At 59.9% G+C, this 12549-nt stretch carries 11 protein-coding genes and 1 pseudogene; 4 read left to right on the top strand and 8 right to left on the bottom strand.

Features of this window, described 5'->3' with window-relative positions; genetic code table 11:
* Positions 1-267: 267 nt before the first annotated feature.
* Positions 268-1494, bottom strand: coding sequence for a RidA family protein (locus RA20_RS09080; RefSeq protein ID WP_082017959.1), 1227 nt, complete (start codon positions 1492-1494; stop codon positions 268-270).
* A 555-nt stretch (positions 1495-2049) separates the two neighbouring features.
* On the opposite strand from RA20_RS09080, the gene RA20_RS09075 reads away from it, so the two are divergent.
* A complete protein-coding gene (locus tag RA20_RS09075; RefSeq protein WP_082017958.1) occupies positions 2050-3777 on the top strand; it encodes a vWA domain-containing protein in 1728 nt (575 codons plus the stop codon).
* A gap of 70 nt (positions 3778-3847) precedes the next feature.
* Positions 3848-4108 carry a hypothetical protein gene (locus RA20_RS09070; RefSeq protein WP_152618467.1) on the top strand — a complete coding sequence of 87 codons (261 nt, stop codon included), beginning with the start codon at positions 3848-3850 and terminating at the stop codon, positions 4106-4108.
* Between the two features lie 135 nt (positions 4109-4243).
* Here the strand turns inward: RA20_RS09070 and RA20_RS09065 are convergent, their stop codons facing one another.
* A complete protein-coding gene (locus tag RA20_RS09065) occupies positions 4244-4540 on the bottom strand; it encodes a TonB-dependent receptor (protein WP_152618466.1) in 297 nt (98 codons plus the stop codon).
* The gene (locus RA20_RS09060) at positions 4498-4692 is read right to left on the bottom strand and encodes a hypothetical protein (protein ID WP_039127135.1); all 195 of its coding nucleotides are present in this window, start codon (positions 4690-4692) and stop codon (positions 4498-4500) included. The genes RA20_RS09065 and RA20_RS09060 overlap by 43 nt, the downstream gene beginning before the upstream one ends.
* A gap of 287 nt (positions 4693-4979) precedes the next feature.
* On the opposite strand from RA20_RS09060, the gene RA20_RS09055 reads away from it, so the two are divergent.
* Positions 4980-7772, top strand: a complete 2793-nt coding sequence (locus tag RA20_RS09055; RefSeq protein ID WP_039127132.1) for a bifunctional aconitate hydratase 2/2-methylisocitrate dehydratase — start codon at positions 4980-4982, stop codon at positions 7770-7772.
* Positions 7773-8024: 252 nt separating this feature from the next.
* A pseudogene (locus RA20_RS26120) lies at positions 8025-8153 on the top strand (ATP-binding cassette domain-containing protein); the annotation flags it as partial.
* 91 nt (positions 8154-8244) lie between these two features.
* Here the strand turns inward: RA20_RS26120 and RA20_RS26115 are convergent.
* From RA20_RS26115 to RA20_RS09025, 5 genes are all read right to left on the bottom strand, one after another.
* A complete protein-coding gene (locus RA20_RS26115) occupies positions 8245-8475 on the bottom strand; it encodes a hypothetical protein (RefSeq protein WP_039127129.1) in 231 nt (76 codons plus the stop codon).
* The gene (locus RA20_RS09045; RefSeq protein ID WP_342586147.1) at positions 8459-8707 is read right to left on the bottom strand and encodes a formate dehydrogenase accessory sulfurtransferase FdhD; all 249 of its coding nucleotides are present in this window, start codon (positions 8705-8707) and stop codon (positions 8459-8461) included. Before RA20_RS09045 ends, RA20_RS26115 begins: the two co-directional genes overlap by 17 nt.
* 425 nt (positions 8708-9132) lie before the next feature.
* Entirely contained in the window at positions 9133-9777 is a 645-nt protein-coding gene (locus RA20_RS24595) for a TetR/AcrR family transcriptional regulator (RefSeq protein ID WP_052248905.1), read from the bottom strand.
* An 84-nt stretch (positions 9778-9861) separates the two neighbouring features.
* Positions 9862-11826: a Fe(3+)-hydroxamate ABC transporter permease FhuB gene (gene fhuB, locus RA20_RS09030; RefSeq protein WP_039127122.1), complete on the bottom strand. Its 1965-nt coding sequence runs from the start codon at positions 11824-11826 to the stop codon at positions 9862-9864.
* A partial coding sequence (locus RA20_RS09025) for an ABC transporter substrate-binding protein (protein WP_039127119.1) occupies positions 11823-12549 on the bottom strand: 727 nt, incomplete at its 5' end. The genes fhuB and RA20_RS09025, both read right to left, overlap by 4 nt.

Raw genomic sequence — 12549 nt, 5'->3', positions numbered from 1 at the left:
TCTTTGCATGTGGGGCTGGAAGTGGACTGGCGGCAACAAACGCCGATCAGTACGTGGCTCGTCCTGTTTTTTTTGCGTTCGCGCCCCGGTTCAAAGAAAACTGCAGTGGGGAATGAGTTTCGCTTGCCTCCATTTCAACGGTCTCTGAGCGGCTCGGCTTTTTAATCCTCGCTGCCGAGATTGAGGGGCCATAACCAATTCGGACCGTTTGCGGAGTGGTCTGGATGCAAAGCTGTTCAGAATGGGGCTGTATCTTGTGACGCGAGATCAAGCTTCCGTATGGTTCTCGAGCATCGCGATCACCTCTATCTCGATCACCATGTCTTCGTAGACCAGATTGGGCACCGGGATACCGGTCGTTGCAGGGCCGGGCGCGGTGTAGGAATTGGAGCGGATCAGCAGGTTTTCGTGCAGCGCTTCGGCCGAGGCATTGCCCTGATAGAAGGTGGTGACCTTGACCACATCGTCCAGGGCGGCGCCGAATTCCTCCAGCACGCGGGCCGCATTGTCCATGGCGATACGGGTTTGGGCGACCATGTCGCCGGGTTCCAGCACCTTGGCCTGCGCATCCAGCGCCACCTGGCCGCCCACATGGATAAGCTGGCCGGAGGCGACACCGTGTTTGTAAGGCAGCGCGGCGGTCCAGTTCCAATGCCCGCCGGGCCAGACGTGCCGGATACGGCGCGCGCCGGGAGCGCAGGCGGTGGCGGCGATGCGGGTGGTCAGCCCGTCATGGGGAAAGGACGGCACCGGAATGCCTGTGGGCGCCGGACCGGGGTCCCGGAAGTAACCGGCGCGGATGCGGGCAGAGATTTCCCAGTCTTCCGCCGTGCCGTCGCCTAGGTAGAATGTGTTGACCTTGACCACATCCTGCATCTCCGCTCCTGCAGCCTGAAGCGCGCGGGAGAGGCGCTCCATCATCAACCGGGTCTGCGCCACGATATCTCCGGGATGGGCAACAGATCCGTCAGCGCAGCGGGCGCTCATGTCTCCGGTAAAGATCATGCCGCCGCATGCCACCGCATGCGAGAAGGCCTGAGGCAAAAACGGCAGGTCATCGAGATGGTAATTGCGGCGGGGCAATGCGCTGCCATCGGGAGCACGCATGGCGACACCTTCGATTTCGCACAGCATGCCAGGGTAGCAGAGTTCGGGCAGGCTGATCAGATTGACAACCGGTTTCACCTCAGGCCCGATGATGCCGGCCAGCAGGTCCAACAGCCGGGCCTCGTCATCCGCGCCGCCAACGTAATAGACCACCAGCCGCACCAGATCGGTGAATCCGACGCCAAGGTCAGCCAGCAGATCCTGCGTATAGGCCATCGAATTACGCACTTGGGCATCCAGATCGCCGATGTTGCGTACGGTTCCCAGGGAATCCAGATCCACCTGACCGCCAGTAAAGACCATATCGCCCGCACGCACTGCATGACGATGAGTCAGCTTTACGGGCCAGTCCCAGTGCCCCTCGGGAAAGCTGTACCGCCTGGTCATGGAGCGCCTCCTGGCTGTTAAATGTCTGCCAGAGCATAGCTAATCATGAGGCAGGCGATCCGGCCAGTGGTTTCTGAGCCCCACATGTACTGGCATTACAATTTGGCGCTTAGAGCCCTTTGCGGTCACTGACCACATTGCAGGCGCTCCCTCATGCAGAAGGCAAAGGGCGGCGCCAAGCAGCCGTTGACAGGTCGCTAAACGACAGGCCGCAGAACGGGACAGAATTGCCTTATGCTTAGCCGGGAAAGCCAGAGGTGCTGACAAGCTGGGCCAGAATTGCGGGTCGATGGGAAGCCACAGACGCAACGAGCGTGAGACAGGGCCGCTCCCCTAGGCTCCAAGTCTCAATTCGCGGGTCAGTCACACTCAATCTGCAAAGCCGCAATAGGAGCGCGTCATCGGAAAGTGCGCTATCCAATCCTGTGTTCCGAAATTGTGATTTCACCGGGGGTTCCCGAACGTGATTGAATTTCTTAATTTTCTCCTGGGAAAAGAAAATTCTCTCAAACTGAAGATATCTAGATTGTTGATTTATTTAAGTATTTTGGGGGCATGATCGTGTTTCAATCGAACTTCGTCACGGCAGGGATTGTAACTTTGGCAAGCAGCACAATTGCAACACATTCTGTTGCACAGAGTGCCGCGCCGACGCGGGCCGACAGCCAGGTCATGTTCGTGCTTGATGGTTCAAATTCAATGTGGGGCCAAATTGACGGCGTCGCCAAAATCTCCATCGCTAAAGAGGTCATGACAGATCTCATCCAAGACTGGGATGAGGAAATTCCTGTAGGTCTGGTCGCTTATGGCCACAGAAACAAAAATGATTGTCGCGACATAGAAGTGATCTCAACGCCTGGCACGGAGAACCGCCGGCGGCTGATTGAAGAAGTGCAGTCGATTTCCCCGAGGGGTAAAACACCAATTACCCAAAGCCTTTTCACTGCCGCAAATTCTTTTGAGGGCAAGGTTGCTAACCCTCAAGTGGTCTTGGTCAGCGATGGATTGGAAACCTGCGAGGGTGACCCATGTGCTATGGCGTATGCCTATAACTATTCGAACCCTGGCTTTGATGTTCATGTAATCGGGTTTGATGTGAATGAAGAGGAATCCAAAGCCTTGGCCTGTATTGCCGAGGAGTCTGGCGGATTGTTTTTCCGGGCTAACAATGCAGATGAGTTGCAGGACGCTTTGAAGCAAACGCTGGAAGTGGTCACGAGTGTGCCGCCCAAACCTGTACCTGTTCCGGATGCCGTGCCAGCAGAACCGGAGCCTTCCCTGACACTCTTTGCCAAACTTTGTGAAAGTTGCGAAGCGACAGCCGGTGACTTTCGGTGGATCGTTCGTGACGGGGAGACGGTATTGCATGACGGGTTAAGCGATATCTACCCGGACGCACCCCAACTCGCCCCGGGAGAATATGATGTTGAAGTCCGCTACAAAAGCAGCGTGTTGGTGCGCAAAGGCCGGATAGCCATTGGCGAGGATGGTGCGCAAATCAGCCCGCTGAACCTGAACGGCGGCGCGGCACGGCTCTTTGCTTTTGCGACCGATGACACATCTATCCCGGCGGATCCGATACTTTATCGATTTGCTCCCATCATTGACGGGCAAGTGCAGGATGTCATTGCCGAGAATGCCGCATCGAATGCGGAAACCTGGCTGCCTGCAGGCCGCTACAAGGTCACTGTTGCCCACAAAGCGGTGACAGGTGAAGCCGAGATTGAGATTATTGCTGGCAAGGAAACCGAGTATGAGTTTGATCTCAGAACCGGTTATGTCCAGCCGGATGTCGTCTTGTTTGCCGGTGGAGAAATTCGGCGCAGCAATATGTTCTATCGGTTGAGAGACGCCTCAACCGGGGTTGAAACGGCTGCAGCCGTGGGGGAAGGAAGCCCTGCGATGGCTGCAAAGCCTGGTCGATACGATCTGGAGATTGATTTTCGCACCCCATCGTTCCTCGGTGGGGCCACAATTGAGTTCCCTGTAGAAGTAAAGGCCGGTGGGACGACAAAGGGCCCTTTCAACCTGAATGTGGGGCGGTTTGAGTACGAGATCACTTCAAAATCTGGGCGAAAGATTGATGGCTTGTGGCTCAATCCGATCAATGAAGACGGCAGCTTGGCCAAAAACATAGGCTTCTCGCTATCTTCCAAACTTCATGGATATGCCTCAGCAGGAAAATACACTCTGTTGATCCAGGTGGAGGGTGAGCGGACGCATATCGAACCGTTCGACATCGTGCCTGGCGAGGTTCGCCAACTGCAAATCGAACTCCCCTGAATAGGGGGTGTGCAGTGGAAGTCTGTTTGAACGCGCGAATTGCGGCTGCATTTCCTTTAGGAGAGCTGGCATGCCGCTACGATTGAAAAGCGCAGTTTCTGGCTGCGCAATGCTGATGATGATGCCTCACTCAGTGACCGCTGAAACATGGAATACCCAAGGTCTTTTTGCTCCCTTTGACCTAATCAAGGCAGAGGAGGAACAGCCACCTGCGCGTGTCGAAGATTACCGATTGGTGTCCTCTGTGGTCTTTGACTTTGGCAATGGAGATACGCTGACGGGCCAAAGCACGAGTATTGCCGCGCTGCAGGACGGCATCGTTCTTACCTGAAACCTCCCTCGGCCCGGCGATGTTCCTATTTGCTAGGCTAATGGGGTAAGAATTCCTCATAAAACAGGCGCTAGCCCCGATTATGCGCTGTACTGTTCTCTGGCCACTATTAAAATTCTTATAATGAGGATTATGTTACTTCAATTCCAGCGCCATAGGGACGCTTGCGCTAGGCCGTCCCCCTTGCGAAAAGCCTGCAAAGACAATGATTACCCGGGTCAGATGATAAACACCGCCCTGGTTGAACACCACTGCGTCATAGTCGAAACCTCCGCCGGTCACATTCACTGCAGGCAGAGCCGCGGCACGGATTGCGGTCAGTTGCACAACGTCCGGGCGGGTGAAATTGTCCAGCGTCAGGGCAAAACTTTCGTAGCGCATTCCGCCAGTCAGCTCAAAGCCGCCGAGCCCCCAGCGGCTGATCGTCCGCATACCGCCCCCTGCCCCAGCAGACCGGCCACGGCCGCCTGACTGCGGGAGATCAGCCCGATCAGCGACAGCAAGGAACCGGCATCAACCTGAAAACTCTGCTCCAGCGCTATGATCAGCTCTTCGGGCAGGCGGAAAATCAGGGCGAGCATCATCAGTTGGGCCGTCAGGACGACTCCTTGGCTTTGATCATGATACTCGAAACAAGGCTCTTTCCGGCTGAGCTGGCTTTTGCAGGGAATTACCGGGGCCACTACGGGACACGGACCCCAGTTCCGGCACGCACGCCGGGCCGTAGTGGGGCATCATGCCGCGATTGAACATATTGTAAACTTTGGCAGCATAGTATACCGCGGCATACAAGGAGCATCCCCGGGTCCATCAGACGCTTTCTGAAGCCTGGGGCTCAAGCTTAATCTAACGCTTACTCGCCGGGATAGCCATGAGCCTGTACACAGACTACTTGAATGAGATCGAAACGCGCAAAGAGCAGGGTCTGAACCCCAAGCCCATCGATGACGGGGCTCTTGTTAGCGCACTCATCGCGCAAATTAAAGATGCCGGGAACGAACATCGCGAAGATTCCCTCAACCATCTCATTTACAATACCCTGCCGGGCACCACGAGCGCTGCCGGAGTGAAGGCCAAGTTCCTGAAGGAAATCATCCTGGGGGAAACCGAGGTTGCTGAGATCTCTCCGGATTTCGCCTTTGAACTGCTGTCGCACATGAAAGGCGGCCCATCGGTCGAAGTGCTGCTGGATCTGGCCTTGGGCGAGGCTGGCGCGGCTGCCAGTGCTGCTGCCGAAGTGCTGAAAACCCAGGTTTTCCTCTATGAAGCCGACACCGGCCGCCTTTCCGAGGCCTTTGCGGCCGGCAATGCCATCGCCAAAGACGTGCTGGAAAGCTATGCGAAGGCCGAATTCTTCACCAAGCTTCCGGACATTGACGAAGAAATCCAGGTCGTCACCTATGTCGCTGCCGAAGGCGACATCTCCACTGACCTTCTCAGCCCTGGCAACCAGGCGCACTCGCGCTCGGACCGCGAGCTGCACGGCAAATGCCTGATTTCCGAGCAGGCGCAGAAAGAAATCGAGGCGCTGAAACTGCAGCACCCCGGCAAGCGGGTGATGCTGGTGGCCGAGAAAGGCACCATGGGCGTGGGCTCCTCGCGCATGTCGGGCGTCAACAACGTGGCGCTGTGGACCGGTCAGCAGGCCAGCCCCTATGTGCCCTTCGTGAACATCGCCCCGGTTGTCGCGGGCACCAACGGCATCTCGCCGATCTTCCTGACCACCGTTGGTGTTACCGGCGGCATCGGCATCGACCTGAAGAACTGGGTCAAGAAAGTCGACGGCGAGGGCAACCCGATCCTCAACAACGATGACAGCCCGGTTCTGGAACAGAAATACTCGGTCGAAACCGGCACTGTGCTGACCATCAACACCAAGGACAAGAAGCTCTACAGCGAAGACGGCGGCAAGGAACTGGCTGACGTCGCATCCGCCTTCACCCCGCAGAAGGTTGAATTCATGAAGGCCGGCGGCTCCTACGCTGTGGTCTTCGGCAAGAAGCTGCAGAGCTTTGCCAGCGAAACGCTGGGTGTTGAGCCGAAGCCCGTCTTTGCGCCGGCCAAGGAAATCAGCCACGAAGGCCAGGGCCTGACTGCAGTTGAAAAAATCTTCAACCGCAACGCCCGCGGCACCACGCCCGGCGTCACCCTGCACGCAGGCTCCGACGTCCGCGTCAAAGTGAACATCGTCGGCTCCCAGGACACCACCGGCCTGATGACCAGCCAGGAGCTGGAGGCGATGGCCGCCACCGTGATCTCCCCCTCGGTTGACGGCGCCTATCAGTCGGGCTGCCACACGGCCTCGGTTTGGGACCTGAAGGCCCAGGCCAACATCCCGCGCCTGATGTCCTTCATGAACAAGTTCGGCCTGATCACTGCCCGCGATCCCAAGGGCGAATACCACGCGATGACCGACGTCATTCACAAGGTGCTGAACGACATCACCGTGGATGACTGGGACATCATCATCGGCGGCGACAGCCACACCCGCATGTCCAAAGGCGTGGCCTTCGGCGCCGACTCCGGCACCGTGGCGCTGGCGCTGGCAACCGGCGAAGCCACCATGCCGGTTCCGGAATCAGTCAAGGTGACCTTCAAGGGCACCATGGCAGACCACATGGACTTCCGCGACGTGGTGCACGCAACCCAGGCGCAGATGCTGAAACAGCACGGCGACAACGTGTTCCAGGGCCGCATCATCGAGGTCCACATCGGCACCCTGCTGGCGGACCAGGCCTTCACCTTCACCGACTGGACCGCTGAGATGAAGGCCAAGGCCTCCATCTGCATTTCCAACGATGAGACCCTGATCGGCTCGCTGGAGCTGGCCAAGTCGCGCATCCAGATCATGATCGACAAGGGCATGGAAAACACCGCAGGCACCCTGCAGGGCCTGATCGACAAGGCGGACGCCCGCATTGCCGAAATCCGTTCCGGCGAAAAGCCCGCGCTGACCCCGGATGCAAATGCCAAGTATTTCGCCGAAGTAGTTGTCGACCTGGACGAGATCGTTGAGCCGATGATTGCTGACCCGGATGTCAACAACGCTGATGTCTCCAAGCGCTACACCCATGACACCATCCGCCCGATCTCCTTCTACAAGGCAGAGAAAAAGGTGGACCTGGGCTTTGTCGGCTCCTGCATGGTGCACAAGGGCGACATGAAGATCGTGGCCCAGATGCTGAAGAACCTGGAAAAAGCCAACGGCAAAGTCGAGTTCAACGCACCGCTGGTTGTTGCCGCGCCGACCTACAACATCATCGACGAGATGAAGGAAGAGGGCGACTGGGAAATCCTGCAGCGCTATTCCGGCTTTGAATTCGACGACTTCATGCCGAAGAGCAAGGCGCGCACCGAATACGAGAACATTCTCTATCTGGAGCGCCCGGGCTGCAATCTCTGCATGGGCAACCAGGAGAAAGCCGAAAAGGGCGACACCGTCCTGGCCACCTCCACGCGCCTGTTCCAAGGCCGGGTCGTGGAAGACTCCGCCGAGAAGAAAGGCGAGTCCCTGCTCGCGTCGACACCGGTCGTTGTGCTTTCCGCTATCCTTGGGCGCACACCTACCCTGGAGGAGTACAAGACGGCTGTAGAAGGAATTGACCTGACCAAATTTGCCCCGCCGCTGGAAAAACCGGCTGGCGCCCGGTCGGTTCACTTCTAAGAACCTTCTGCTGCAAACGGGCAAAGCCGGTCAGGGCTTTCATCGATCAGACGGTTCGTTTGACCAGCGAACCAGCCACAGGCCGCGGATCAAATCCGCGGCCTGTGGTGTTTCCCGAAACTCCGAACACGCTGCGCTGGCAGATTTTTTCCCGCTTCAGCATGCCTTGCCTGCCCTGCAGCAGCATCTTCGGACAGAGCACTCCGCTCGCCGGTGATCAGTGCAGCGCCGGTGTGCGGCCGGAAGCGGGCGATGGAACTGCTGGAGCTGGTTGGTCTAAAGCCCGAAGCCTACTGCCGCACCCCGCGCAGCTTTTCCGGCGGCCAGCGCCATCGCATCGGCATTGCCCGGTCGCTGGCAATGAACCCTGACGTGGTGATCGCAGATGACACCGTCTCGGCGCTGGACCTGCCGGTCCAGAAACAGCTGCTGCGGCTGACCCGGAATAGTGGCGGAGGCAGATCTTCGCCGCTCACCCTTTGGGCTTGGCCGGAAAAGCAACCACCTTGGAACCGTTGGAAGGATGCCCGGCCTTCCTCTCTGCATGGCTGTCCTGACAGGGCTCTTCTTCATCCTCCCCCAGGATTGCAGCCAGCAGCCCGCTCTTGTTTTCCAGATTGCCGGCCACGCGGTTGCTGAACTCAAGCTCATTCGCTGCAGGGGTTTCATTCTCCGCCCCAGCGTCATCAAACGGTTTCCGCATCGCAGCCTCCTACCCTCTCCGGCCACGTGTATATCTCGCAGCCATGCCCCTTGGCAAAGGCTGCAAGCGTCAGACCCGCTTCTCCGGCCAGCCGCACGGCATGGGCCGTGGGTGCAGACACCGCGATCAGAATAGGGCAGCCCGCCATCGCGCTATTCTGCACCAGCTCCACCGAAGTCCGCGACGTCATCACAAAGGCGCCCGTGACCGGATCGGTTCCGTCCCGTGCCAGCGCACACCGTCACAATGCCATGCCCCGCTTGAAAAAACCGCGGCTTGCAGCGCGCCTACAGCGTCAAGAACAACCGTGGCAATGCCCCGGAAGATTGCCAATTCACCACCGGGCCGCGGCCGGAAACAATCGGTTGAAATCGCCTCTGAGCCGCCGCGGCGCTCCAGATCGTAGCCGGTCCAGGTCTGCAGTCCCAACCCAGTGTGCTTGCTAATAGACCCAGGCGCGACCCGGCCACGGCTGCCCTTCCAAGTCACCGCTTTCATAAAATTCGAAGGATGAGCCATGCTCGGGATCACCCTAGGCGAAGCCCGGGCAAACAAACCTGGCAGGCCAATTGGCTTTCAACAGGGTTTTGGCGCCTGACAGCGGATTGCCGCTGCCCATCAGCTGGCGGCCGACGCTTTTGAGCGGCCCCAGCTGCCTTAAATTTTATCCGCGGCCCCAGCACTGAAAGCCGACAGCATGATCTGCCGGCTCCACCCCAGGACCTGTGCCTGTTTCTGCCCCTCCGGTGTCTCGGACAGCACATAGAGGCAGGCCATGACCACCTGGTTCTGCAGAAGCTTCAATTCCTCCTGCGGCGCCTCGCCGGGCTGAGCGCTGCACATCGTGTGCAGCTCTGCTATGCGGGCCACCAGCTTGTGATGGAAAGGCCAGGATTCCGCCGACAGCTCCGGAGACCGCTCCATCAGGCCGCGCAGGTTCCAGTAGCCCTTGGAGTTTATGGCCCTGTTGCTGCCCAGCACCCGGAGGATCCCGTCAACAAACCGCTCCGGCGAGCCGCCGGCCTGCAGTTCCTCTTCCAGCCCGTCCAGCGCCGCTATAATCTGCTCCATCCAGCGCTGGAAAAGATCCCAGTAAAGCGCCTCCTTGTTGGGATAGAACTGATACAGATTACCCACGCTGATCTTTGCGCGCGCGGCGATCATCTTGGTTGTGATCCGATCACCCTCGCCTTCGGCCAGCAGCTCCAGAGTGGTGTCCAGGATATGTTCTGCCTTGCGGCGCGAGCGTTCCTGCTTAGCCGTTTTCCGGGGCGAAAGATGTAAGGTGTCTCTGGATGTCATACTGGCCTGCGTGGGATGTCCCGGCGTAAGGTCTATTGTGTCTGAGTTTTCGGCAAACCGCTGGATTATCAAAACATGTTCGGGCTACTTTTTCCGTTGCCGCACCAGGAGATAGAACAGGTACCCCCCGCCGGCAACCGTGGCGACAGCGCCCGCGGGCAGCGTCTGCGGGAACAAAAGAATGCGCCCCAGATGATCCGAGACCACCATCACCAGCGCCCCGGCCAGGCCGGCAACCAGCAGATGCCGGGCTGCATCCTGCGCCCCCAGCATCCGTGCAATATGGGGCGCCAGCAGCCCGACAAAGCTGATCGGTCCGGCAAAGGCGGTGACCGCTGCCGCCAGCCCGGCGCTCAGGGTCAGCCATGCCGCAACCGCCAGACGCACCGGCAGGCCGCGGGTTTCTGCGGCAGGCTCGCCCAGCACCAGCAGGTTCAAAACCCGCGATCCCATCAAAGCCGCCGCCAGCCCGGCGAGGGCGATTGCCAGCAATGCCAGCGCCTGAAAGCCATCGGCGCGCGCCGTGGTGCCCGCCAGCCAGGGCAGCAGCGGATAGCCCTCGTCGCCGCCCTTGGCCAGCACGAACTGCATCACTGCATCCAGCGCCGCACCAACTGAAATCCCCAGCAAAATCATCAGCTGCGGCGCCCCGAACGGCGGCCGGTTCAACGCAATCAGCAAGCCCCCTACCAGCAGGCCGCCGCCTATTGCCGCCGGCAGGGCAGCACTTTCAAACGGCAGCCCCAGAAAGATCACGGCAAAAACGACCGCCAGCGCCGAACCGGAGGTCACTCCGACGATATCCGGGCTGGCCAGCGGGTTTTTGAGCAACCGCTGCAGAACCACGCCGGACACCGCCATGGCCAGGCCTGCAGCCATGGCCAGAACCACCCGCGGCCAGCGGAAATCAAACCCCAGCCGGTCACCGGTGCCCAGTTCAAGGCCAAATATGCTGCGGCTCACAAACAACGCCGCGAGACAGGCGGCTGCCAGTCCCGCCAGAATCAGCAAAGGCACCAAAGCACCAGTGCCGCGGCGCAGGGTTTCCGGCTGCGCCGCAGCCAGTACAAGCCGCCCGCGCTGTCCATAGGCCAGGATCACAAAGGCCGGAGCCCCCAGCAATGCGGTGGCCGACCCGCTTGGGATCAATTCCTTGCTCCAATCGCTGAGGGCAACCGGCAGAATATCCGCAGCCAGAAGGCTCAGCGCTCCGGTGGCAGCACTGGCAGCCAGCAGCGGCAGCACCCGGCGCACCCCCAGAGCACGGGCGATGTTCGGGGCCAGCACGCCGACAAAACCGATCACGCCAACTGCGGTGATGGAAGCGGCGGTCATCCAGACAGCCAGAACCACAGCTGCCGCCATCAGCGGCACCACGGACAATCCCTTGCTCTGCGCCTGCGCTGCTCCCAGCCGCATCAGCGCAATGCCGCGGCCCAACAGCAATGCACCCGCCGCAGCCAGCCCAAGCTGCGGCGCCAGCCAGCGGGCCTGCTCCCAACCGGTCTGGGTCAGGTCGCCCGCGCTCCAGATGAACAGCTGCTGCGCGCCTTCGATGTCCAGCAGCAGCAGCGTCAGACCAATGCCGCCGAACAGCAGGTTGGCGCACATGCCGGCGATGATCAGCGACAGGCCGGCCATGTTCCGCAGCCCCGCTACCAGCAGCACAAGCGCGCTTGCCGCCAAAGCACCGCTCATGGCAACCAGCATCATATGCGCCGCAAGGAATGCCGGGGCCAGCGCCGCAGCCGCCACCAGTGCCAGCCAAGCGCCCGAAGCGGTGCCCAGCGTTGTTGGTGCCACCAGGCGGTTCTGCGTAACCTCCTGCAGGATCGCGCCGGACAGTCCCATCGCGGCGCCCACCAGCAGCGCCATCGCGACCCGCGGCACCGCCGAAGACAGCAGCAGGATCTCCTCAAGACCAGGCGCAGCCCCTGCAAGCAAAGCCAGCCAATCTGCGTCCCCTGCGCCGTTGGCCCACAGATGCGCAATTGCTGCCAGCAGCATGGCCGCCGCAGGCAGCGCCGTCTGCACCGGTGCCCGGATCACTTGAGCAGCACCTCAGTGATGGCATCGCCGATCTGCCCGACAGTCAGAGGCCCGCCATAGCTCCACAAGGGCGGCAGTGCTTCGAAGCTGCCCGACTTCACAAACGGCATGGCCTGCCACAAGGCGGTTTCGAACAGCTCCGCCTTCTGATCGAAGGGCTCGAAATACAGAACCTTGCCGCTGCTGGCTTCTGCCAGCTTGCGGATCCGCTTATAGGCCAGCCCCCAGCGGCTGCTGGGAATCTCGATGGCGCTTTTCAGCCCCAAAGCTGTCAGCGCCGCATGCGGCGGGCCGTTCTTGCCGTAAACCACCGCGCGTTTGGCATCGACAAACCGAACCAGAGTGACCTTCGGCACCTCTCCTCCGAAATGCGTTTTGATCTGCTCCGCCTGTTTTGCCAGCCTTGCATCCATCGCCGCCAAATTGGCCCTGGCGGTATCTTCCTTGCCAAACAGCCGGGCCAGCATCAGGTAGTTTTCGCGGCCCTGAGCGATATTGTCCTGCCCCTTGGCAAAGGCATTGAAATGAACCACCGGCGCAATGCGCTCTGCCTGCCTGGCCATGCCAATGCCCTCATCCGTCAGCAGAATCAGGTCCGGCTTGAGCCCGATGATCACTTCCAGGTTCGGCTCGCCGCGCAAGCCGATGTCCGTGACGCTGTCCGGCACCGGCGGGGACACCACCCATTTTTCATACCCGGCAACATCCGCCATGCCCACCGGC

The organism is Leisingera sp. ANG-Vp (assembly GCF_000813725.1).
Lineage (GTDB): Bacteria > Pseudomonadota > Alphaproteobacteria > Rhodobacterales > Rhodobacteraceae > Leisingera.
Note: the sequence above shows the minus strand (reverse complement) of the source record. Positions and strands in the feature narration are given on the sequence as shown.

What these genes read in the sequence shown, in the direction of transcription:
- RA20_RS09075 (WP_082017958.1), top strand. Translation starts at nt 2,050, where the DNA reads ATGATCGTGTTTCAATCGAACTTCGTCACGGCAGGGATTGTAACTTTG.
- RA20_RS09055 (WP_039127132.1), top strand. Translation starts at nt 4,980, where the DNA reads ATGAGCCTGTACACAGACTACTTGAATGAGATCGAAACGCGCAAAGAG.
- RA20_RS09065 (WP_152618466.1), bottom strand. Translation starts at nt 4,540, where the DNA reads ATGCGGACGATCAGCCGCTGGGGGCTCGGCGGCTTTGAGCTGACTGGC.
- RA20_RS24595 (WP_052248905.1), bottom strand. Translation starts at nt 9,777, where the DNA reads ATGACATCCAGAGACACCTTACATCTTTCGCCCCGGAAAACGGCTAAG.
- RA20_RS26115 (WP_039127129.1), bottom strand. Translation starts at nt 8,475, where the DNA reads ATGCGGAAACCGTTTGATGACGCTGGGGCGGAGAATGAAACCCCTGCA.
- RA20_RS09070 (WP_152618467.1), top strand. Translation starts at nt 3,848, where the DNA reads ATGCCGCTACGATTGAAAAGCGCAGTTTCTGGCTGCGCAATGCTGATG.
- RA20_RS09060 (WP_039127135.1), bottom strand. Translation starts at nt 4,692, where the DNA reads ATGATGCTCGCCCTGATTTTCCGCCTGCCCGAAGAGCTGATCATAGCG.
- RA20_RS09080 (WP_082017959.1), bottom strand. Translation starts at nt 1,494, where the DNA reads ATGACCAGGCGGTACAGCTTTCCCGAGGGGCACTGGGACTGGCCCGTA.